This window comes from Sporolactobacillus shoreicorticis (genome assembly GCF_024125445.1).
Taxonomy (GTDB): Bacteria; Bacillota; Bacilli; order Bacillales; family Sporolactobacillaceae; genus Sporolactobacillus; species Sporolactobacillus shoreicorticis.
Genome location: NZ_JAMXWM010000007.1, coordinates 98,820 through 121,704, shown reverse-complemented (window position 1 = coordinate 121,704; position 22,885 = coordinate 98,820). Strand labels below are relative to the sequence as shown.

Here is a 22,885-nt window from a genome sequence, read left to right as displayed (position 1 = left end):
AGTTAATCAGCACCTTTCACAGCGGTCAATCCTTCACTTACCTCTTCTTCAAGTCCAAATGCCACATGCGTTTCGATCCACTTGCGCCGCGGTTCCACTTTATCACCCATAAGTGTACTCACCCTGCGCTCAGCATAGGCTTTATCTTCAATATGAACCTGAATCAAGGTTCTCGATTCAGGATTCATCGTTGTTTCCCACAGTTGATCGGCATTCATCTCGCCTAAACCTTTGTAACGCTGGATAGTGTAGCCTTTGCCGATTTTTTTTATTGCTTCCTTAAGCCCATTATCGTCCCAAGCATATTCCAGTTTTTCTTTCTTCCCGATCCCTTTACTTACTTTATAGAGAGGTGGCAGTGCTATATACACTTTGCCTGCGTCGATTAATGGCCGCATATACCGATAGAAGAAAGTAAGAAGAAGCACTTGAATATGTGCGCCATCGTTGTCGGCATCCGTCATGATAATAATTTTATCGTAATTACTGTCTTTAATAGAAAAATCCGAACCTACTCCTGCGCCAATCGCATAAATAATCGTGTTGATTTCTTCGTTTTTCATAATTTCTTCAAGCCGGGCCTTTTGTGTGTTAATGACTTTGCCTCGAAGCGGCAAAACAGCTTGAAATTTACGATCGCGTCCCTGTTTCGCCGAACCTCCCGCTGAATCACCTTCGACAAGGTACAACTCGTTCCGTTCCGCATTTTTAGAAGATGCCGGAGTCAGCTTTCCGCTGAGCATCGTTTCCTTACGCTTCGACTTTTTACCGTTTCTTGCATCTTCTCTTGCTTTTCGTGCAGCGATACGCGCTTGACGTGCACGTGTCGCCTTTCGAATTAATCTTTCGCTTGTCTGAGGATTTTCTTCAAGAAAATAGGCGAGCTGTTCTGATACAACCGTGTCTACTGCTGACCGTGCTTCGCTCGTTCCGAGCTTTTCCTTCGTCTGACCCTCAAACTGAAGCAAATGCTCCGGAACGCGAATAGAAACGATGCCCATGAACCCTTCACGAATATCCGTACCATCCAGATTCTTCTCTTTTTCCTTCAAAATACCACTTTTTCGCGCATAATCATTGAACACGCGCGTCAGCGCTGTACGAAATCCGGATTCATGCGTCCCGCCGTCCTTAGTACGTACATGATTAACAAATGAGATTAAATTTTCCGAATAGCCGTCGTTATACTGAAATGCGACCTCAACCTCCATTTCACTGGCTGTACCTTCAAAGGCAACGACCGGATGAAGGACGTCCTTGTCTTCATTTAAGTAAGCGACAAATTCTTTAATTCCTTCTTCATAGTGATAAACTTCTTCACGGTCACTTCGTTCATCGGTCAGAACAATCTTCATTCCCTTTTGCAGAAACGCTGATTCGCGGAGCCGTTCGCTTAGAATATCAAACTGATACGCCGTTGTACTAAAAATTGTTGCATCCGGTTTAAAATGAATCAATGATCCTGTCTCGCGGGTCGTTCCGATTTCTTCCAGAGTTGTCGCCGGATGACCACCATGTTCAAAACGCTGCTTGAAAGTCTTTCCGTCGCGCCAGATGGTAACTTCCAGCCATTCTGAAAGTGCATTGACAACAGAAGAGCCGACACCATGCAGTCCGCCGCTTGTTTTATAACCGCCGCTCTGTCCGAACTTGCCTCCTGCGTGCAGAATGGTAAAGATAACTTCTATCGTTGGTTTCCCTGTTCGATGCATTCCGGTAGGCATCCCGCGGCCAAAGTCACGCACGCTTACACTTCCGTCTTTATGAATGCGAACGAAAATTTCATTTCCATAACCGGCGAGTGCTTCATCTACCGCATTATCAACAATTTCATAAACAAGATGATGCAGCCCTCTTGAATCGGTAGAACCAATATACATGCCCGGACGTTTTCGTACAGCCTCCAGGCCCTCGAGTATTTGTATTGTGTCATCATCATAAGCTGATACTTGTCTTGCCAAATAAAGAACCCCTTTCTCCAACATCCTGTTCAGCAGGGAACAGAATGCGTTCTGATCTATCTCTGATGTTCGACTTGTTTCTTTGAATCATATGGATTAAAGGCGATAGATGTCACTATATTTTTTCGACAGATCATTTAATAAATAATTTGGATTCGGTCCCTCTTCAGTCGTATCATTGAGAATTTTAAGCGGTTTTTTTAAGCTTCCGAACTGATGAATGTGTTTGCTGAGCCACTCTGTAACCACTTTTAGATCGCCTGAACCGACGCGAACGTTGAAGTCAGGTATATCTTTAACCATCGTGTTCTTAAATTGAGCAGCATAAACGTAACCCAGTGCATAGGATGGGAAGTAGCCGAAATCTCCGCCCGGCCAGTGAATATCCTGAAGCACACCCTCACGATCATTGTTTGGAGTAATGCCCAGATATTCGTTCATTTTTTCGTTCCACACTCCCGGCAAATCCTTTACGCTCAATTCTCCATTAAACAATCCTTTTTCAATATCGTAGCGTACCATAATATGAAGCGGATAGGTTAATTCATCTGCCAAGGTACGAATAAGTGATGGTTGAGACACATTGATTGCTCGATAAAAATCATCGAGAGATATGCCGTCAAACTGGCCGTTTGCAAACCTTTTCAACTCTTCATAATGACACGACCAGAATGCTTTGCTTCGGCCGATAAAATTTTCAAAGAAGAGGGACTGCGACTCGTGGATACCCATCGAGGTTCCTGCACAAAGCGGTGTTCCTACTAATTCACGGGATATATGCTGTTCGTACAGAGCATGGCCTCCTTCATGAATGGTTCCTAACACCGTAGAGATAAAATCAGTTTCCTGATAATTCGTTGTCACACGCACATCACCGGGATTGAGCGTGATTTCAAAGGGATGTTCTGTTTCGTCAAGGCGACCGGCATCAAAATCGTATCCGATTTCCTTGAGCAAATGGAGGCACAGCGCCTTTTGCTTTTCAATAGGAAATGGAACAGATAAAAATGCTTTTTCCGGTTGATCTTTGGATGCGGCAACCGCTTCAACTAATGGAATCAGCCCCTTGCGAAGTTTGTCAAATACTTGATCAATGGTTTTAACTGTCACCCCAGGCTCGTATAAATCAAGCAATGCATCGTATTTATTTTTCTTAATACCCCAGTATTCAATGAATTTCCGTTTGAATGCAACCATTTTTTCCAAGTATGGTTGAAGCATGGCAAAATCACTTTTTTCCTTTGCTTCTTTCCATACATCCTGCGCTTCGGATTGAAGAATAACATACGCTTTGTTCTCCTCAGAAGGGATATTGATGAATCGGTCATATGTTTTTTTTGAATCCTCGATCATTCTTTTTGTAACTAAGCTTAATTGATCTTGAACCGCCGGATCAGTCAACGCGTCTATGTATCCTTTCATTTCGTCTGAAGTCGATCGTTTAAAAACTTCATCAGAGAGCGTTCCAACAACTTCTGAACGCTGCTTTATGCCCTTTTTCGGCGCACCTGTCCGCATATCCCATTCTGCGAGTGCGATGGACTCGTTAAAATCCATGATTTTTTTTACATGTTTATTATAAGAGTCTACAATTTCAGTAATCGCCATTCATAACGCCCCTTTTACGATAGTAAATGCAGGAAGTGCTTCCTTCATTCTTTTCTCTGTATTCATTGTAATGTCCTTCTTTCTCAGAAGAATCATTTGCCTGATCAGTTTGTGTTAATCCATGTATTTTTTCCCAAAGTATTGATAAAAGTCGGTCCGAATTCGTCCATTATACAGCTTTCTTTTCTTGCTTGCTGGACGGCCAAAGAAATTCTCAAATTTTTCAAAAGATGAGATAAAGTAAAAAGACCATAATTTATAGGTTTGAAATAGTTCTCCCAGATCACGGCAAATCATTTGAATCTGCTGGCGGTCGCCCATTCGTTCTCCGTACGGCGGATTTCCAATCATACATCCATTCTCATCCTTCGTTGTAAAATCAGCGACCTGCATTTGCTTAAATGTAATTAATCCGTTAAAGCCGGCTTCAAGCGCATTATGCTCAGACAGTTCAATCATTTTGTGATCAATGTCACTACCCGTAATCATTAAAGGCTGGTCATAGTTTGCCATGCTTTCTGCTTCCTCACGTGCTTGCTCCCAGCAGCCACTCGCAATAATCGGCCATGATTCGGAAACAAAGTCCCGATTGAATCCCGGCGCAATATTCTGACCGATCATAGCTGCTTCGATTGGTAAGGTACCTGAACCACAGAAGGGATCGACAAACGGCTGATTCGGGTTCCAGCGACTGAGCAAAATTAATGCGCTTGCCAAAGTTTCCTTTAGCGGTGCTAAGTTGTGCAGCTGTCTGTAGCCCCGCTTATGCAAACCATCACCCGAAGTATCAATAGCAAGTGTCACCCAATCCTTTTCGAGAGCAATCTGGATTTTAAACATCGGTCCGTCTTCATCAAACCATTCTTGATTATAGTGCTGTTTCATTGATTCAACAATTGCTTTTTTAACAATTGCTTGGCAATCAGGAACACTGTGCAATATTGATTTATGGGATTTCCCAATCACTGGGAACATGGCATTCCTTGGAAGGATCTCTGCCCAGGGAAGTGCCTTTGTCTGTTCAAACAAGTTGTCGAAGGTATCCGCTTTAAAAGCACCGATTTGAAGCCTGATTCGATCTGCTGTGCGGAGCCAGAGATTGCATCGGCAAATATCCAAAGGCCCTCCGGAAAATAAAATTCTGCCGTTTTCTACTTTTAAATCTTTGTATCCTAAACTTCTTAACTCTCGCGCAGCAATTGCTTCTAATCCCATTGCTGCCGTCGCAATCAGCGTCCATTTCTCACTCATGTCGCTTTTCCTTTCTCAGGAACTCCTGCATTCTATTGCCAAATGTATCAATTATATTTATCAAAATAAACCGTAATCACAAGATTTATGACAGAACCCCCCGGTACAAAACAATGCCGATCTGCCTCATTCATTTTATGCTCTTTTTAATCGAACAAAAAAAGCCCTTAATGGGCTTTTTCTTCATTAAAATGCATTATTCATGTTCTGTAAGCCATGTTCTGTACCTTCGCACTCAAACGGAGCTGCACGCTCCTCGTACGGAGGCGGCAATCATCTATCTACAGAATTATCTGTCCCTTTTTCCGTTTGATTCCTTCCAAAGGGTTCCTCTACCAAGTTTGAGTTTCCCGCTCGAGGGGTTTACCGCGTTCCACTTCTTTTGTTTCCAAAAGACATCGTCACTATGGCACTTTATGGGATGACAAACCATATTCCCGAAGGAACACAGGTTTCTCTCCCGCCGTTAGCTCAGATTGCTCCGAACTACCCTGGCTTATGACTTCGCCAGGCACGAACACTACGGTCATCACAGACCGTGCGAGCATGGACTTTCCTCTATATCTGCAAGAGATACAGCGATCACCCGAACACGAACAATGTCACAGCTATACATTATAATCCAATTTAATTAAAGAAACAACCCTTTATCGGCATTATTCGCCGAGTCTGCTGCCGAAAACGTGTTTTTCAAGATTAGACAGCCGTTTTAAAATATCGTAATTAGTCAAACCCTGATTCTCAACTGGTGCGGCAGTACGCTGTCCCTCTCCATCTGTGAGCTGACTTTTGAGCCGTTTGTTTTCCTCGCGCAGACGCAGGATTTCTGCGTTGAAAATATCATAATCACTGATCACAATATCTAAAAACTGATCAACCTCATCCTGCTGATAGCCATGAAAACCGGTTTTAAATTCCTTATGGAGAATTTCATTTTTTGTTAATCGAATCGTCTTCTGGTCTGCCATTCTGATTCACTCCAAGCTAAGTATCTCGTCTTATTTTTTCAAATTTAGTCTATTGTGTCAATCGCTTATTCATTACATCATTCTTTATTTTTATTATGCGCATTGCTGAGTTATTAAGCCTGGCAAAAAATATTTTGGAAGCTGCACTAGTTCATCATCCATCATTATTTGTCCAATAATCGGGATCTTGCTGCGATAAATCTTCAGCAGCAAAATCCAAGTCAAAACGATTGATGACTTGAATCAAATAGTCAGCGTTTCGCGCTTTTCTTTTCGCAGCACCCAGGTAATAATTTGGAGATCCCGGTGATTCCTCATCATAAATAATCAACATTGCGTCCGTTTTTGCAACAAGAAATTCATTTTTCTGCCTTAGCTGAACCGGACTTTCATAGGGACGTTTGCTGATATATCCGGTATAATCCGCACTTTCAAGAATCTGAGCATAAATCTCTTGCTGCCATTCCTTATAATGCTCTTGTTGATTAAAAAAAGGCATCAAAACCGCAAGATTTACATTCAATTGGTCAGAATCCCGCAATTCAAGGCATGCTTGCCCTGCCCATAGTTCAACACCTGTCTGGCCACTTATGACAAACCATTGTGCCCCGTTCTCAGCGTATTCGCACATCTTTTTCTTTAACACGTAACGAATGATCTGGATACCAGGATGATCTCTTGAAAATATGCCAAGTTCATGAGCTTTATATCCGGTAACTAAAATAGTTGATCCGTTTTCGTGCATCATCCTGCCCCCAGTCATTTTATTATAGGTAGATTCTTCATGCCGGTGCGCCTAATTTGTCGAAAAGATTCAAAAAAATTAAAAAAACAGATGATTTATGACGATTTAAGGCACTATTTGCGCTTGCCCGGGTAATACTCATTTTCTTCAAGAATTATTTTCAATCCGTTGATCAAGACGGTTCAAACGCTTTAAGTATTCAGCTTCTTTTTTCCTTACTGAATCTAAATCGTTTTGATGCTTCTGATAAAATTGTTTCAATGCTTGCTTTGTATAATGAAGCGCATGGGCATAATCTTTAAATTGATGCTCAAGTAATTTTGCAGTCTCAATGCATAACGCCACCTGATCATCACCAGATTCACGGATTGCCGATTTAAATAAATTTAATGAAATCAAGTACTCCCCTTCCCGCTTATATAACTCCGCAAGATGCCATTTGGCTTTACTTTGATAAGGTGACGCTTCCCGAATGAGCTTTTCCCATATCTGCTGAGCATGCACTCGATCACCGACCTGTTCATTCCAACGAGCAATTTCGTATTGTTCCTCCGGATCCGATTCAATTCTGTTCAGAATTTTATTCGAAAGATGAATATACAAACTGATCAGAGTCAGAACGTCTTCTCGATTATGTTCCATAATCCCTTTAATTAAATGAGCGTCCGGATGTTTCAAGAACTGAAAATATAGAAATGGCGCCATTTTCCCCGGAACATCTTCTTTTCTTCCCATAGAAAGGATTTCGTTTTCCACCGTCTGGAGACGTACCGATTCCAGCTTTTTTTTCCACAGCCTTCTTGAAGCATGGAGCAGATCAAAATGCCCAAATGGCGGGAGCTTCGGAACTTGACGGCGAACAAATTGATGACGGGTCTTTACTCTTGGCCAGTCAAACGCCTTACCATTAAACGTGACCAGATTTTTCAATGAGCGGCAGTCAGATAGAAATGCATCATAAAACGCTGTTTCATGGCCGGGACCAGGCAGAAGATATTGGCTCAATTCCAATTCGTTACGTGTTAATCGTGCCATACCGATTAAAAAGATCATTTGACCCGTTCCTGATCCAAGACCAGTTGTTTCCGTGTCAAAGAAAAGCAGATCGCCTGCACGCAACCCCTTTGCGGATAATGGATGCCGGTCATAAGCCGACTGCCAGGCATTCACTAACGGAAACAGTTCGCTTATTACATATGGCCCTATTTTCAAATCGAGCGGCAGCATTTCTGAATGAACAAGGACATATTGATCCTCGAAGCGGCGGATTTCAGCATTCAGCAGCTTGGAAGCCTTTTGTATTTCTTTATCTTGCTCCGACTCATATTCAGCAGACTTGATCGATTGGGAAGACTGTTTCGAAGCAGCATTTTGATCATGCAGCTGTTTTCTGTATAGTTGCAGTTTCTTAGTTAATGACACCATCATCGTTCCTTTAATATACGGCGCAACGCTGTCTTAGCCGCCCTGCCCTCATTGACGAAGCCAATGCATGACGGACAACCGGATTCACAGCCGCAATGATCAATCATTTCGCTCGCCTTATCAAGCAAGAGAGGCAGCTCTTGATACAGCTTCTCGCTTAATCCGATTCCGCCGGGATACTTATCGCACAAAAATACGGAGGGCTTCTCATTGTGCGGCGCTTTTATTTTCGCCACCACAGAAAGATCCGACTGATCGCACATAACAAAAAGGGGTGCGGCATGACGCAGTAAATGACTCAGTCCGACAAGTACTCCTTGAAAAACATCTTTTCCAAACACATTGAAAAGTGCCGGCTCAAAGCTGATCCAGGCTGCGTTCGTATGCATTTCCAGCTCAGGAAGATGGATTTTTCCCCATCCGATATTTTCATAGGTTTCAAAGCGGATTTTCTTAAAAACTGTCGGCAATGCTCGGACAGACACATCGCCGTAGCCCTTCTCAAGTTTGCCACCGTCAAATTCGGCATGTTTGTCCTCTTCCAGAACGTCGAGCTGAACAGCCAGATCCGAATCGGTGTAATAATTGACATTGACTTTGCGTACATAGGCCTTCCGTTCCTCTAAATCCAGATCATCAACATGATATTGAACCCCCTGATGGATATAGATGGCATCCTCATACAGCATGGTCATTGCTCCGAAACGATCCATTTCCCCAATCACTTTTGCGTGTCTGCGATCAGTAACATCCACGATGACAAATGAATCTTGAGCAGCTGATCTGAGACTGACATTGTTTGCCGGAAAACCGTCGCTCATCCAATACCATTTTCCACGTTGAAAGTGGAGCACGTCCTCTTCAGTAAGATACTCACAAAGTTCGTCCACTTCTTCGCCGCCAAAAAGCTCCTTCCTTTGAAAGGGAAGCTCATATGCAGAACATTTGATATGCTCCATCAGAATCATGATATTATCAGGATTAATACGCACATTCTCAGGCAGCCGGGAAAAGAAATAATCCGCATGACCGGCCATATATTGATCGAGCGGATTGGATGAGGCTACCATAATAATGACCGCATCCTCCTGTCGTCTTCCCGCTCTGCCTGCCTGTTGCCAGACACTTGCCATATTTCCGGGATACCCGGTCAAAATACATACTTGAAGCTGTCCGATATCAACACCTAATTCAAGCGCATTTGTGCTGACCACGCCCATGATTTCGCCACTGCGTAGCCCCTTTTCGATCCTGCGCCGTTCGAGGGGAAGATAGCCGCCTCGATAAGCGCAAATTGCAGCGCGACTCTGACGCCCGTTGTTTATTTTTTGCAGATGGCTCACCAAAAGTTCAACCTTCAGTTTGCTTTTTGCAAAGACAATTGTTTGAATTTTATTTTTCAAAAAATCAGTGGCCAGCCGCGTTACAGCATAGCTTTCATCTTCACGGACATTAAGCTGTTTATTGGTTATCGGCGGATTGTAAATCAGAAAATGCTTTCGTACGCTCGGTGCCCCATTACGGTCAATCAAGAACATTTTTCGTCCTGTCAGCGCTTCGGCATGTTCTCTCGGATTATCGATCGTCGCCGAAGTACAGATAAATTGCGGATTGCTGCCATAATAACGGCAAATTCGCTTTAACCGCCGGATGACGTTCGCAACATGGCTGCCGAATACACCGCGGTATGTATGCAGTTCGTCAATAACAACGAATTGAAGATTTTCAAATAGCGAGACCCATTTCGTGTGATGAGGTAAAATAGAAGCATGAAGCATATCGGGATTGGTCATCACAATCTGACCTGCCTGGCGAATCTTCTGTCGTATCGATCCTGCCGTATCCCCGTCATAGGTATGGCTTTTAATAGGGATTCCAACCGCATCGATGAGCTCGGCCATTTCATTTTTTTGGTCTTGTGCAAGTGCTTTCGTTGGAAAAAAATAGAGCGCACGTTTTTCCGGATGCTCAATCATGGTCTCAAGTATCGGAAGATTGTAGCAAAGCGTTTTTCCTGATGCAGTCGGAGTGACTAAAACGATATCCTTTCCGCCCATAACCGCATGATAAGCATCTGCCTGATGCGTGTAGAGTGAACGAACTCCTCGATTAATAAGCGCCGTTTTTATTCGTGCGTCAAGCGTTTGCGGAAAAGGTGCGTAATGAGCTTCTCTCTTAGGGATTACATGCCAGTGCACCACATTTGGATCGCTCTTCAGCCGGCTCAGAAGGTCGTCGATTGTTTTACGTCCAATCATTTATTTATGCCACCTCTAATTCATCAGTCATCTTACGGCATCACTCAGCTTCTTTTGTTCATCATTATAGCATAACGAATAAATGTTCGCTAATCATTTACAAATTAGGAGAATTATCTATGACCTCACTCAATGAATGGATTCAAAACGATCATAAAATTGCCGTTCTAACCGGGGCAGGAATCAGTGTGCCTTCGGGTATTCCGCCCTTTCGCGGCAAAAACGGTCTGTATCAAAATAAAAATGTTGAGCGGTATTTGTCTTTGCTGTACTTTCAGACCCATCCCAGTGAATTTTGGACCTTTTATTGGTCATTGTTCGATGCCCGGCTTCTACTCAGTGCCAAGCCGAATGCCGTCCATCTATGGCTTAAAAATCTTGAGCAGACTTATGAAGTCACCATTATTACGCAGAATATTGACGGCCTGCACGAGAAAGCAACAAGTTCGAAGATTATTGAAGTTCATGGAGCATTCAATCGCTGCATTTGTCCGAAATGCGGAACATTTTATCAAACACAATCACTGCTCGATCAAAAAGTTCCGCACTGCTCTGTCTCTTCAAAGGATGGCAAAACATGCGGAACTGTTTTGAAACCAGACATTGTACTGTTCGGTGAAGCCGTACGGGACCTTCGTGCCGTGGAGCAGGCGGTCAGTCATGCAGATCACCTGCTGGTACTCGGAAGCTCGCTCGGCGTCGCCCCGATCAATTTTCTTCCGGAATTTGCAAAGGAATATGGTGTGCCGACGCTCCTTATCAATGATCGCCCCGCTCTGAACATGGATGCGATTGATCAGTTTTGCCAAGTAGACTTTGCAGACTTTGATGCCAATGCCATTAACGTGGATTAATGATCGTTTTTAAGCAGCTCGACAAACTGGCTTACTTTTGTCCAATAAAATTCCGGATTAGCCGGATATGAGTCCGATTGCGACATTTCCAGCCATTGTACAGCCGCTGTATGAATGCCGGCTGCTTTCCCAGCCAAAATGTCTCCATTTGCATCACCAATGTAAATGGATTTAGCGGGATCTGCTTCAAATTTAATCAGCGTCTGTTTGATCCCCTCAGGATCAGGCTTCGGATTAACAACATCATTACCCGTGATGACGCTATCGAATATGTCTTTAAATCCAAGCTTTTCTTCAGAAATAAGGAACGAACGGCGCGCCTTTCCGGTGATCAGTCCGATACGTATTCCCATATCCTTCAGGAGACCCAGCATGTTGAAGATTTCTGCATTTTTTTCAACATAACGGTCATGTTCTTCCTCATACAAAATAAAGTATAGATCGACCGCATCTAGAGCAGCCGATTGGTTCTTAAGATTTTTCCTGACCATTTCCTCTTCCGGCGGTCCAAACATGGATACGATTTCATGACCATCATATGATTGTCCGTCATATTTCTTAAATACCTTTTGCATGGCGAAAATCGTCAGCGGCAAAGTGTTAGCAAGCGTTCCGTCAAAATCAAAGAGCACGTTTTGCAGTTCCATTGTGTTCCTCCCCAATTTCCTAATCATTATACAACCTTATATTAGTATCCTATTTATTTGTTCAATTTGTCAAAGACGTTTGTGTTATTTTGTTATTACTTTCATTATTTTACTTTTTTACGGTAGATTTCGCGGTGATCGGTCAGATCATCCAGCGCCGACCGATCAACAGAAAAACCAATTCCCGGTCTATTCGGAATATGAATCACGCCATGATTAACAGCAATATCAGGAGTTATAATATCTCGTCTCCAATAATGATCAGATGCGAACAAATCTCCGGGAAGTGAAAAACCATCTAAAGAAGCAAGCGCGATATTATGGGCTTTGGCAATACCGAATTCAATCATTCCTCCGCACCAAACAGGAATTGAATGGGCAACACATAAGTTGTGAATGCGTACTGCCTGAGACCAGCCGCCGACACGCGCCATTTTAATTGTAAAAATTTGTCCGCTTTTAAGCTGGATTGCACTTGCGGCATCTTGATAACATTCAATGCTTTCATCAAGACATATCGGCGTTTTCATTACTTTCTGAATAATCGCATGATCCGTTAAATCATTATAGGCAAGCGGTTGTTCAAGCATCATTAAATGAAATTGATCCAAACGGCGCAGATGATCTGTATCCTCAAGGCTGTAATCCGAGTTCGCATCTGCCATTAAGGGAAGTCTGGGAAACTGCTTGCGAATTTGTGTCAATAATTTGAGATCATTTCTGCGTGATATTTTTAGTTTATAGCGTTTGTAGTGATCTGCTTGCTCGAGGGCTTCAATTTGCTCAACCGCATGATTTGGATCATTTGAAGCAATCACTGCGCCTGCCTCAACTTCTGATTTTGTTGAACCAAACAGTTTTCCCAAATACACCCCTTGTTGCTTGCCATAGAGATCCCAGATTGCCTGACTAAGTCCTGATTTAGCCATACGATTACCGCGGACTCCTCGCCAGATTTGATCCAGTTCTTCTGGATCAAATGAACCGTGATCAAACAGCACGGGAATCAGAAAATCTTTGAGAATATGCCGGCATGTCTGAATCGTCTCTTCCGAATACCATGGACTCGAAAAAGGATCCGCTTCACCATAACCGATCCGTCCGTCCGGGTCCGTTATTTCAATGATCAATGCCTCTCTGCGTGTCACGTGCTGTAGGTGTGTCATAAACGGCGTATTCAAGGCAGATGAGATCGCACGTATGGTAATGGAATGAAGTTTCATTTTCTTTTCCTCCCCTGGTACCCGATGTATGATTGTACGAAGGTATGTACACATTGGCTAAAAAGGCGCTGCTGTTCTAAATGAACGGTATGACCGGCATTTGGAATAACACGCCATTTTGCATTCGGCAGACGATCATGCATCTCAGATGCGATGGAACAAAACTTGCTGTCAACGGATCCGGTCATTAATAAAACGGGAACAAGCAAAGAAGGCAAATGATCCCACCATGATGGTTGCGATCCCGTGCCCATACCAATGAGGCTGTTCGAAAGTCCGGTTGTCTGATTAGATAGTCGCTGGTTATGAAGCACAGCACGTTTCCGCATTGGAAGTTTTTTTTGCGAATGAAAGAGCGGAATCTGTTCCCAATAGTCGACGAATGCATGAATCCCACGTGCACAGATGGACTCCGCCAAATTTCGATCATGCAAACGTCTTTCATACCGTTCCTCCTCCGTTTTCAAACCAGGTGAGGAACTCTCCAAAATTAAACTTAAGATGCGTTCTGGAAAAAGGCATGCGAAAGTAAGTGCAAGCCGCCCGCCCATAGAATAACCAAGGATATGGACGCGGTCGAGTCCCAACAGATCGAGCAGTGCCTTCAAATCGTTTGCAACCTCAATGATTGAGTATCGCTGCGCGTCTTTAGGACAGTCGGTTTGCCCATGACCAATGATATCAACAAAAATCAATTGATAGTTCTTAATCATCAATTCTTCTAGGAAATGCCAGGTCTCCATGCTTCCTGTAAAACCATGGAGCAGAAGCAAAGGTACCCCACTGCCTTTTAATTCGTAGTGATACACCACGCCGCGAAGCTCAGCTTTCATAAGCTGTTTCTCGTTTTACTTGTTCATCAAGACACTTTTGCAGCATACGATGCTTTTCAACATTCTCAGCTCGTTTTGTCGGAATCTCAATGATGGTCAATTCCTCTTCATCTTCAGAAGCAGACATTGCCTGATCAAACATTTCCCAATTGCTGATTTTCGTATAACGGGCGCCGTATAACCTTGCAACGTTTGAAAAATCCAGCCCATGCGGGGTACCGAAGAGGCTTTCAAAATGTATTTTATCAGATGCCTGAGGAAGAAACGAGAAAATTCCTCCGCCATCATTGTTGATGAGAAGAATTGTCAAATTTGCATGATACTGTTTGGCTGCAAGCAGACCATTCATATCATGGAAGAAACTGAGATCGCCAATCACAAGAATTGCACGATGATTTGCCAAGGCCACACCGACTGCTGTCGATACCACACCGTCGATACCATTCGCCCCGCGATTGGCAAAAATATGTGCAGACTGCGGACGACTGAACAGAAAGCTGTCCAGTTCTCTGATCGGCATGCTGTTGCCGACAAACAGATTTGCTTTTTCCGGCAGCCACTCAGCCAGTTTCAAAAAGACTTTCTCCTCGCTCAAGGTCTGCTCCTCACGTATGCTTCGAAGTACTGATTTCGTTTTATTATTAATTGTCCGCCAAAAAACAAGCCATTTGTGATTGCCTTTTCTTTCGATAATCGGACTCAAGTCCTCACAAAATCGCTGTTCATCACAATAAATGATCTCCGTAGCTTTTCCCTCCGGATCTCTCCACTCCATTCCGCTGTCAATAACAAAATTAGTGCAGACTTGATGCTGCATCCACAGTTTGAGCGCTTTAGACACCGGCGGAGCGCCAAAACGGATGATTAGATCCGGTTTTAAGGAGGATGCAATCTGCTCGTTGCGAAGAAATGTGTCATAGGTCTCAATAACCGATGTCATCGAATGCATTCCCCTGCGGAGTTGAGAAAGCGGGTCCGCAAGAATCGGGAAGCCTGCTCGTTCTGCAAATTCAGTGATTCCGGATACAGACTGAACGTATTCTGCAGCGCCACAAATAATCACGCCTTGCTTGGAACAATTGATGTGTTTCGATAAATCCTGCAGTTGCGTTGTACCCAGCGTAAGCATTCCTCTTTTCACTGGTACTGCGAAACGGGCAGTCACGTTCATTTTTGATGTTTGATTCAGCCGGCATGGAACAAGCGGCTCTCTGAGAGGAACATTTAAATGCACCGGTCCCTTCGGAAGGCCGTTCGCAATGGCAACCGCTCGACTCGCCAAGGCCTGATTATAGGAAAGCAGACTCAGATCAAGCTCGGATAACTCGAGTTGAAAATACTGTTTGACATGATTTCCATACATTCCTTGCTGACCTACTGTTTGCGGCGCTGCAACATGCTGCAGTTCATAAGGTCTGTCCGAAGTAATGACGAGCAGCGGTACGCGCGAAAAATAGGCCTCGATAATAGCTGGATAATAGTTCGCTGCCGCTGTTCCTGATGTGCAGATTAATGCAACCGGGTATTTCGATGCTTTTGCTAATCCAAGAGCTAAGAAACCGGCTGAACGTTCATCAATGTCAAGAAAGGTTTGAATCTCCGAGTGCTCCTCAAAAAGAATGGCAAGAGGTGTTGATCGCGATCCCGGACTGATCACAGCTGTTTTTACATTTTGCTGTGATAATGTATGGACAAATGAAGATAGATAGTGTGTCATTAGCTCTAAATGATTCATATATGCCTCCCTGAAAGTGCATCGAGCATCGGGTGAAATTTAATGGCAGTTTCTTTGTATTCCTGCTCTGGTATTGAATCCTTCAGCACACCGCATCCGGCAAACAGCACTGCTTCCTTTCCACGAAGCAGTGCTGAGCGTATGCCGACATAGAACTCTCCGTTGTCACGCCCATCGCACCAGCCGATTGGCGCAGCATAGTACCCGCGGTCAAGTGATTCATGTTCCCTTATCCAAGATAAGGCCTGTTTTCGTGGTAGTCCGCCCAGTGCAGGCGTCGGATGCAGGCGCTTTATGAAATCAAAAATCGATGCCGATTTATTGCAAATTCCTTCCACCGGTGTATACAAATGCTGAATATTTTTATTCTTCATTAGTCTGGGCCGTTCCGGGACCGTCAGCTGTTCACAAAGATCATGAAGAGAATCACGAACCATAGAAACAACATAGTGATGTTCGAGACGATTTTTACGATCATTAAGCAGCCATTCTCCAAGACTTGTATCTTCTTTATCTGTGTCTCCACGCGCTGCCGATCCGGCAAGACACGCCGAATAAATAGTTCGGGCCTGCTTTTTGATCAATCGTTCCGGAGTCGCCCCGACAAAAGCCGAAGCACCTTTCTCAAGACAAAACAGACAGGTTTGTTCTTGCTGCTCGCGAAGAGCCTGGATCAGCTGCTCGCTCGAAAGCTCGTTTTGATAGAGCAGCCTTCGGGAACGCGCAAGTACCACCTTCTTTAATCCGCTCTCTCCCATGGTTTGAATTGCTTCTTCAACGAGTTGATTCCATGCTTGTGTCTCTTGATCGGTTTGCTTGATCAGTGAGTTAAACACGTTAAGATCAGGAGCTTCAGCATTTAGAGAACTGAATAATTCTTTCTCTTCATGTTTCAGCCGCTGAGTTAACTGACCGGCATCGTCCTGAGAGGTGCAGACAATCGATCGTGTCAGATAGCAGTGTCCCTTTTGAATCGTTAATAAAAACACGGGAAGGAAAAAGTAGCCGGAGCCAAAAGATGCCCAGTCCTCAGAAGGCTGTTTTTCCGCCTCAAAGGCAAATCCGCCGACCAGAAGCGGTCCCGTTGCCTCCGCTTCCGTGGGACCTAAAACACGCGCCGTACTTAATAAATTGCCACATTGATTTTGCATCGCAGCATAATTTTCCCCGCGCCTTGTTGTGATACAAGCAGCAATGCCTGCTCCTATCAGGATTTGTCCGTCTGTTTGGTTCTCCCAGAAAAAGCGTTTGCCGTGATATCGTTTTCCGGCGGCATCATAGAAGCGGATGGGATCTGTTAACTCAATTTCTTTTATTTCACTAACCACATGTTTCCCGCCTGTTGCTTTAGCTTTGTCAATCGCAGAACAAATTTCATGATATAAATCTGTATCATCGATTACTATCACTTTTATCACCTGATGTCTGATGTCGCTTTCAATGTGAACAATTTATGTCTTTTTTAAGATAACCCTTCTCAAGGATATCTGTCAATTTCAAAGTAATGGTACTTAAAAAGAAGAACATGAGTAAAACTTGTCCGAGATTAATATAATCCTAGGGAGATCGGCAACCATCATTGAAAGGATTTCGATTATATGTTCCGTAAAAGGAAAAGGCGGCATGCACCTAACCCAATCATTTATTGTGCTGGTTTCTACATTCTGATCAGCTTGCTTTTATACGTGTTCACTAAACGGACAATACATGTCATGATGCTCTGGAATCTGCTCTTGTCACTTCTTCCGCTGTTTTTCGCAATTTGGATGTGTCTTGCCGACAATGCGCATGATTGGCTGCGTACATGGCTGCTTGCATTTCTATGGCTTATTTTCTTTCCGAATGCGCCATATCTGGTTACCGACTTCATTCATTTGCAGCGAATTTCCTTCTATTTTGGAACGGAACACTCGTTTACTTATTCTACTGATTTTCTGTCCTGGTTAAGCCTTATTCAAATCGGTACCGGCATTTTTATCGGAACATGTGCCGGCATGCTCTCTTTATGGATCGTTCATCATCGATTCCTGCAAAAATATGCTTATCCGCTTTCTCAATTGATGATGTTTTTTATTTTCATCTTAAGCGGCTTTGCCATGTATATCGGCAGATTTTTGCAACTCAACTCCTGGGATCTTTTTTACCCGGCTCGATTTGTCGCCCTTCTTTCCGGCCATATCACCTTTTTCTCAGTTGGTTTTTCTTTACTTTCCGCATGCTACATATGTATTGTCTACTACTTCTTCACACTTTTTTTTGCCGCAATCAATCATTTAGATATGCGTACGAACCGGTGGGGAAAAAGAGGGTAGGATAAACCCGCTAAAAGATGATTGTGTATGAAAAATAAACGTGATAGCATAGGTAAAAAGGCTCAAAATATTCAGTCACTGCATTGACAATTAAGATCTGTCATCCTTAGTTGAATGACTCAATTAAATTTTACACGATTTATTAAAAAAATATTTTGAACGAGATGATGATCCTATGGATATTTATGTAGCTCGCCAACCGATTCTTGATCGAAAAATGAAGCTCTTTGGTTACGAATTACTTTATCGGAAGAATAATACAAACGCATTCAGCGGATCAAGTGATCGCCATGCAACCGCGTCACTTCTCGCAAATTCGGTTCTCGTCATTGGCTTTGATGAATTAATTGAAGGCACCCATGGATTTATTAATTTTCCGGAGGACTTTCTCATTCAGCAGCTGCCTCGACTTCTGCCAAAAAAGAAAATCATTGTTGAAATATTGGAACGCGTGCGTCCTAGTCATGAGGTGATTGAAGCATGCCGTTCGCTGAAAAGGGACGGATATATTTTAGCACTTGATGATTTTATTTTTGGACGCAAAGGCTATGAAGAATTAATAAATCTTGCTGACATGATCAAAGTAGAATTCTCTCGGGCAAATATTAAAGATCAAATACGCCTGATCCAAAAATATCACGGCAAAAAAACTTTTCTTGCCGAAAAAGTTGAAACCATGCTGGATTATCGTTTTGCCCTTGCAATGGGGTATGATCTCTTTCAAGGCTACTTTTTCAGCAGGCCTCTGATGGTCAATGCTAAAGAGATCGGCTACCAGCAAACGGTTTTGATTCGGATTCTCAATGAATTACGCCAGCCGGATCCGGATTTAGACCGTATTGTCAAACTCATTCATGCGGACGTTGGTCTCACCTATAAATTATTGCATGCGGCCAATACCATCCAATATGGATCGAAATATCCGATTCATTCTGTTCGGCAAGCATTAGCGCGTATCGGCGCAAAGGAGATGGCTCAGTGGATTCAGATCATGATGATCAAAGGCTTTGAGCATGTTGAAAACGCCGAGCTCATTAAGCGGTCGCTTATCCGTGGAAAAATGCTTGAGCGAATCGCAGTCATGACAAAAAAGGAACATGATGCAGCGGACTATTTTATTACTGGTATTTTCTCCTCCCTTGATCAGATTTTAAACCAGCCCATGCAAGCCATTTTAACGAAATTGCCTCTGAATCCATTGATTCGAGATGCGCTGCTTGGTGTTCCAAATGAACTTAAAAACAGTCTAGCCGCAGTCATCAATTTTGAACAGGCAAATTGGGATAAAGTTCGTCTATTCATTGAAAAGAATGCACTGACAAGCAAACAATTCATGTCATTTTATTTAAGCGCAATTAAGTGGGAACATAGTTTAAACGAGTTTGATGGGAAACAACCTCTGCCTAAAACTTAATAGTGATCAGACTGAAAATTGGTCGCTGTACATTGAGAAATAGATCCCTTTTTTCTCCAATAATTCCTCGTGTCTTCCCTGCTCGGCAATCATTCCGTCCTCGACAACAAGAATTAGATCCGCATGACGAATCGTAGACAGTCGATGCGCAATGATGATGCTCGTTCGTCCACTCATCAACTGCCGCATGCCTTCTTGTATTTCGTGTTCAGTTTGTGTATCGACATGGCTCGTTGCTTCGTCCATAATCAGAATCGCCGGATTAGAGAGCACGGCACGGGCAATCGTAAGCAACTGCTTCTGTCCCTCGCTCAAATTTTCTCCGCTGCCCTGAAGCATCGTGCCATATCCGTGTTCAGTTGCCATAATGAATGAATCTGCATGCGCTGCAATGGCAGCGCGTTTTATCTCTTCATCCGTTGCATCAAGCCGTCCGTATCGTAAATTATCTTTAAAGCTGCCGTGAAACAGGTAAGTATCCTGAAGCACCATGCCGAATAGGCTTCTGTAATCCGCGCGTCTATAATTGGTAATTGGAATGCCGTCAACACGAATCGAGCCGAAGTTCGGTTCATAAAAACGCGTCAGTAAATTTACAAGTGTCGTCTTACCTGCACCTGTTGGGCCAACCAGTGCAATGGTTTCCCCTGCGCGCGCATGAAAAGAAACCTGCTTCACAATCATTCTTTTCGGACTGTAACCAAATGAGACATTATAAAAATCAATGTCGCCCTTGCAGGTTTTGCTGCTGATCGGCCGTGCGTTTATTTGATCCGGAACTTCCTCTTTTTGTTCCATGATATCGAAAACACGTTCAGCACCAGCAATTGCGGATAGCAATGTGTTGAAAATGCTGGCCACATCATTTAAAGGTCTTGAAAATTGCCGCGAGTAGGTGAGGAAACTTGCGATCATGCCAATGGTAATCATCTTTTTAACTGCCAAAAATCCGCCGACTGAGGCAACCGCGGCAAAGCCCAGATTATTGATGACATTCATTAATGGCATTAAATATCCGGACCAAATTTGTGCGTGCATGCCGACGTCGGTCAGTCGCTGATTCATTTGTGTAAAACGCTCGATTTCCTTTTGTTCATGACTGAATGCTTTAATAACTGACAGACCAGAAATAGATTCTTCAATATGTCCGTTTAATGTTCCCAATTCCTTTTGCTGCTCCACAAACAACTTGGAGGTACGAACAGCAATTGTTTTTGTAAGGATAATAACAAGCGGAACCATGATTAAACTAGCCAGAGTTAATGACGGGCTGATCCAAATCATCATGACCAGAGAACCGGCAATCATGATCACATCGTTCATTAATTGCACCGTAGATTGAGAAATTGTGACATCAATATTTTCAATGTCATTGGTCAGCCTGCTCATAATTTCACCGTGATTATGGCGGTCAAAAAATGAGATTGGAAGCTTCTGCAGCTTTTCAAAAAGGCTTCCTCGAAGTGCAACGACCATACGTTGTCCTGCCGATGCCATGAGCCACCCCTGAATAAAAGTCAACAGGCCGTCAGCCAAATAAAAAACAGCCAAAACCAGAAGCAGCTGGATCAGCATTGAAAAATGTACAGCACCGGCGCGGACACCAATTTGGTTGATGGCCAGTCCGATAAAATAAGGAATAAGCAAAGAAATGATCGAGTCAAGAAGAACAAAACCAAATACGGTACATAATGCCTTTTTTTCCTGAAAAAAATAACTTCCTAAACGTCGCAGCGTCTCTCGTATTCGTTTCGGTTTTTCAACTGGAGCAAATCGAGCCGGCCCCCTTTTCCCTCTGCCTCTTTGCGTCATTGCGCTGTTCGTTCGGTTTATGCCGGAATTCCTGTCAGCCATGCTGAACCCCTCCATCACTCAACTGTGTCGCGCAAACTTCCCGATAGAACGAAGAGCGGGTTAATAAATCAGCGTGTTTTCCGATGGCTTCAATACGCCCACCGTTAATGACCACAATTTGATCTGCATCTTTTATTGAAGAAACTTTTTGAGAGATCATAACACAGGTCATGCTTTTTAATGATTGTCTTAAACGGCAGCGAATCATTTTATCCGTATGTGCATCCACAGCGCTTGTTGCATCATCCAAAATGAGAAGATCAGGTTTACGGATCAGGGCACGCGCAATGGAGATGCGCTGTTTCTGTCCGCCGGACAAATTGACACCTCCCTGACCAATCAATGATTCATAGCCATGTGGAAGCAGGCGGATAAAATGGTCCGCATCCGCAATCTGTGCCGCCTGATAGACTGACTCGTTACTCGCCTGATCATCCCCCCAACGAATGTTCTCAATGACCGATCCACTGAAAAGCAGCGGACGCTGAGGCACAATGGCTATTTTCTTCCGCAATTCTTCTTCTGTATAATTTTTGATATCATGTCCGTTAAAAAGGATCTCCCCGCGATCAGGATCATAAAAACGGAGAATCAATTGAGCAAGCGTCGATTTTCCTGAAGCAATCGGCCCGATAATTCCAAGCGTTTCTCCAGGCTTGACCTGAAAATGAATATCTTTTAATACGGGTTCTTGATTCTTATAAAATGAGAAGGTTACATCTCGAAAATGAAGAGCTCCCCTGTTTTCACAACCTAATTTCTGATTTGTTTTTTTGGGAAACCGTTCATCCGACTCGTGATTCATTACATCTCCAATACGTTCCACTGAAGCTTTTGCACGTACAAGCATATTAAAGGCATTGTTCACCATCATAATCGCGAACAGAAGCTGCATCATATAATTAGTAAAAGCAATGATCGAACCGACCTGCATTGTTCCATGGTTCACACCGATTCCTCCAAACCATAGAATAGCCAGAATCCCGATGTTTACAGACAGATTGATCATGGGACTGAATATGCTTCCTACCTTCGAAGCAGAAGAAGAAAGATGACCGAGCTTTTTGTTATTTATTTGAAACCGTTCCTGTTCATAATCGGAACGATTAAAGACTTTTATAACACGAATACCGGATAAATAATCCTGCATTGATCGGTTGACTCGATCAAGTGCAAGCTGCACGTTTCGAAAAAACGGATAGCTGATCTTCATATTCAAAACGATTAGCGATGCAATCATCGGCGCAATTCCAAGCAAGACCAGTGAGAGTCTCGCATTGAGGTGAATAGCCATGAACAGACTGCCGATCCCGACAAGAGGTGCTTTGACCATGATACGCATGAGACCATTGGCAAAGGTTTGGACCCGAGTGACATCGTTTGTGAGCCGAGTAATCAGTGAAGCACTGCCCAATTGATCAACTCCGGATTGTGGCAAACTTTGGATTTTTATGTATAAATCTTGACGCAGATCTTGGGCAAATCGCTGTGATACAATACCCGAAAGTATGTTGCGCATACTCGCACAAACTGCTCCGATTGCTGTAATTAACAGCATCAGAAGCCCGTATCGTTCAATCTGAGGCATATTCATCTGTGCGATTCCCTGATCAACAATGCGCGCCATCAATGCCGGCTGCAGCAGATCTGACAGAGCTTCGAGCGACAGAAAAAAAATAGCCAATAAAAATCTGATTCTATATCTTTTCCAGTAAACAGTCAGATAGTTCATGGAAAACCTTCTTTCGGTCTTAAACAAGATGAACAATCTCAGTATAGCAATAAAAAAGGTCCATG

General features: G+C 43.4%; 17 protein-coding genes and 1 other RNA gene. 3 read left to right on the top strand and 15 right to left on the bottom strand.

Annotated features, from left to right (window positions below):
• Window positions 1–2: 2 nt before the first annotated feature.
• From parE to NIE88_RS08100, 8 genes are all read right to left on the bottom strand, one after another.
• A complete protein-coding gene (gene parE, locus NIE88_RS08135) occupies window positions 3–1,985 on the bottom strand; it encodes a DNA topoisomerase IV subunit B (protein ID WP_290446365.1) in 1,983 nt (660 codons plus the stop codon).
• 72 nt (window positions 1,986–2,057) lie between these two features.
• Window positions 2,058–3,569, bottom strand: coding sequence for a carboxypeptidase M32 (locus NIE88_RS08130; protein WP_253060988.1), 1,512 nt, complete (start codon window positions 3,567–3,569; stop codon window positions 2,058–2,060).
• Between the two features lie 114 nt (window positions 3,570–3,683).
• Window positions 3,684–4,820: a THUMP domain-containing class I SAM-dependent RNA methyltransferase gene (locus NIE88_RS08125; protein ID WP_253060985.1), complete on the bottom strand. Its 1,137-nt coding sequence runs from the start codon at window positions 4,818–4,820 to the stop codon at window positions 3,684–3,686.
• Window positions 4,821–5,025: 205 nt separating this feature from the next.
• Window positions 5,026–5,414: RNase P RNA component class B (gene rnpB / locus NIE88_RS08120), an RNA gene on the bottom strand.
• Window positions 5,415–5,476: 62 nt separating this feature from the next.
• Complete coding sequence (gene gpsB / locus NIE88_RS08115; protein ID WP_253060982.1) at window positions 5,477–5,788, bottom strand: cell division regulator GpsB; 312 nt, start codon at window positions 5,786–5,788, stop codon at window positions 5,477–5,479.
• Between the two features lie 154 nt (window positions 5,789–5,942).
• Entirely contained in the window at window positions 5,943–6,533 is a 591-nt protein-coding gene (locus NIE88_RS08110; protein WP_253060980.1) for an SLOG family protein, read from the bottom strand.
• Between the two features lie 147 nt (window positions 6,534–6,680).
• Window positions 6,681–7,958 (bottom strand): ribonuclease H-like domain-containing protein, encoded by a 1,278-nt coding sequence (locus NIE88_RS08105; RefSeq protein WP_373689416.1) that lies wholly within the window; start codon window positions 7,956–7,958, stop codon window positions 6,681–6,683.
• A complete protein-coding gene (locus NIE88_RS08100; RefSeq protein ID WP_290446364.1) occupies window positions 7,958–10,216 on the bottom strand; it encodes a DEAD/DEAH box helicase in 2,259 nt (752 codons plus the stop codon). Before NIE88_RS08100 ends, NIE88_RS08105 begins: the two co-directional genes overlap by 1 nt.
• 119 nt (window positions 10,217–10,335) lie before the next feature.
• Here NIE88_RS08100 and NIE88_RS08095 point away from each other — a divergent pair, with 119 nt between their 5' ends.
• Complete coding sequence (locus NIE88_RS08095; RefSeq protein ID WP_253060976.1) at window positions 10,336–11,070, top strand: SIR2 family NAD-dependent protein deacylase; 735 nt, start codon at window positions 10,336–10,338, stop codon at window positions 11,068–11,070.
• On the opposite strand, the gene NIE88_RS08090 is transcribed toward NIE88_RS08095, so the two are convergent.
• From NIE88_RS08090 to NIE88_RS08070, 5 genes are all read right to left on the bottom strand, one after another.
• Window positions 11,067–11,717 (bottom strand): HAD family hydrolase, encoded by a 651-nt coding sequence (locus NIE88_RS08090; RefSeq protein WP_253060974.1) that lies wholly within the window; start codon window positions 11,715–11,717, stop codon window positions 11,067–11,069. The genes NIE88_RS08095 and NIE88_RS08090 overlap by 4 nt on opposite strands.
• Window positions 11,718–11,821: 104 nt before the next feature.
• Window positions 11,822–12,940, bottom strand: a complete 1,119-nt coding sequence (gene menC, locus NIE88_RS08085; protein ID WP_253060972.1) for an o-succinylbenzoate synthase — start codon at window positions 12,938–12,940, stop codon at window positions 11,822–11,824.
• Window positions 12,937–13,773, bottom strand: coding sequence for a 2-succinyl-6-hydroxy-2,4-cyclohexadiene-1-carboxylate synthase (gene menH, locus NIE88_RS08080; RefSeq protein ID WP_253060970.1), 837 nt, complete (start codon window positions 13,771–13,773; stop codon window positions 12,937–12,939). The genes menC and menH overlap by 4 nt, the downstream gene beginning before the upstream one ends.
• Entirely contained in the window at window positions 13,763–15,508 is a 1,746-nt protein-coding gene (menD, locus tag NIE88_RS08075) for a 2-succinyl-5-enolpyruvyl-6-hydroxy-3-cyclohexene-1-carboxylic-acid synthase (protein WP_253060968.1), read from the bottom strand. The genes menH and menD overlap by 11 nt, the downstream gene beginning before the upstream one ends.
• Window positions 15,505–16,917, bottom strand: coding sequence for an isochorismate synthase (locus NIE88_RS08070; protein WP_507237320.1), 1,413 nt, complete (start codon window positions 16,915–16,917; stop codon window positions 15,505–15,507). Before NIE88_RS08070 ends, menD begins: the two co-directional genes overlap by 4 nt.
• Window positions 16,918–17,106: 189 nt before the next feature.
• Between NIE88_RS08070 and NIE88_RS08065 the strand changes: the two genes are divergently transcribed.
• The gene (locus tag NIE88_RS08065; protein ID WP_253060959.1) at window positions 17,107–17,820 is read left to right on the top strand and encodes a DUF1361 domain-containing protein; all 714 of its coding nucleotides are present in this window, start codon (window positions 17,107–17,109) and stop codon (window positions 17,818–17,820) included.
• Between the two features lie 175 nt (window positions 17,821–17,995).
• A complete protein-coding gene (locus NIE88_RS08060; protein WP_253060957.1) occupies window positions 17,996–19,234 on the top strand; it encodes an EAL and HDOD domain-containing protein in 1,239 nt (412 codons plus the stop codon).
• A 6-nt stretch (window positions 19,235–19,240) separates the two neighbouring features.
• Here NIE88_RS08060 and NIE88_RS08055 read toward each other — a convergent pair whose 3' ends face one another.
• Window positions 19,241–21,088, bottom strand: coding sequence for an ABC transporter ATP-binding protein (locus NIE88_RS08055; protein WP_253060947.1), 1,848 nt, complete (start codon window positions 21,086–21,088; stop codon window positions 19,241–19,243).
• The gene (locus NIE88_RS08050; protein WP_253060945.1) at window positions 21,081–22,820 is read right to left on the bottom strand and encodes an ABC transporter ATP-binding protein; all 1,740 of its coding nucleotides are present in this window, start codon (window positions 22,818–22,820) and stop codon (window positions 21,081–21,083) included. The genes NIE88_RS08055 and NIE88_RS08050 overlap by 8 nt, the downstream gene beginning before the upstream one ends.
• Window positions 22,821–22,885 lie beyond the last annotated feature (65 nt).

What these genes read in the sequence shown, in the direction of transcription:
- menC (WP_253060972.1), bottom strand. Translation starts at nt 12,940, where the DNA reads ATGAAACTTCATTCCATTACCATACGTGCGATCTCATCTGCCTTGAAT.
- NIE88_RS08065 (WP_253060959.1), top strand. Translation starts at nt 17,107, where the DNA reads ATGTTCCGTAAAAGGAAAAGGCGGCATGCACCTAACCCAATCATTTAT.
- menD (WP_253060968.1), bottom strand. Translation starts at nt 15,508, where the DNA reads ATGAATCATTTAGAGCTAATGACACACTATCTATCTTCATTTGTCCAT.
- NIE88_RS08060 (WP_253060957.1), top strand. Translation starts at nt 17,996, where the DNA reads ATGGATATTTATGTAGCTCGCCAACCGATTCTTGATCGAAAAATGAAG.
- NIE88_RS08130 (WP_253060988.1), bottom strand. Translation starts at nt 3,569, where the DNA reads ATGGCGATTACTGAAATTGTAGACTCTTATAATAAACATGTAAAAAAA.
- parE (WP_290446365.1), bottom strand. Translation starts at nt 1,985, where the DNA reads ATGTTGGAGAAAGGGGTTCTTTATTTGGCAAGACAAGTATCAGCTTAT.
- menH (WP_253060970.1), bottom strand. Translation starts at nt 13,773, where the DNA reads ATGAAAGCTGAGCTTCGCGGCGTGGTGTATCACTACGAATTAAAAGGC.
- NIE88_RS08100 (WP_290446364.1), bottom strand. Translation starts at nt 10,216, where the DNA reads ATGATTGGACGTAAAACAATCGACGACCTTCTGAGCCGGCTGAAGAGC.
- NIE88_RS08055 (WP_253060947.1), bottom strand. Translation starts at nt 21,088, where the DNA reads ATGGCTGACAGGAATTCCGGCATAAACCGAACGAACAGCGCAATGACG.
- NIE88_RS08110 (WP_253060980.1), bottom strand. Translation starts at nt 6,533, where the DNA reads ATGCACGAAAACGGATCAACTATTTTAGTTACCGGATATAAAGCTCAT.
- NIE88_RS08125 (WP_253060985.1), bottom strand. Translation starts at nt 4,820, where the DNA reads ATGAGTGAGAAATGGACGCTGATTGCGACGGCAGCAATGGGATTAGAA.
- NIE88_RS08050 (WP_253060945.1), bottom strand. Translation starts at nt 22,820, where the DNA reads ATGAACTATCTGACTGTTTACTGGAAAAGATATAGAATCAGATTTTTA.
- gpsB (WP_253060982.1), bottom strand. Translation starts at nt 5,788, where the DNA reads ATGGCAGACCAGAAGACGATTCGATTAACAAAAAATGAAATTCTCCAT.
- NIE88_RS08095 (WP_253060976.1), top strand. Translation starts at nt 10,336, where the DNA reads ATGACCTCACTCAATGAATGGATTCAAAACGATCATAAAATTGCCGTT.
- NIE88_RS08090 (WP_253060974.1), bottom strand. Translation starts at nt 11,717, where the DNA reads ATGGAACTGCAAAACGTGCTCTTTGATTTTGACGGAACGCTTGCTAAC.
- NIE88_RS08105 (WP_373689416.1), bottom strand. Translation starts at nt 7,958, where the DNA reads ATGGTGTCATTAACTAAGAAACTGCAACTATACAGAAAACAGCTGCAT.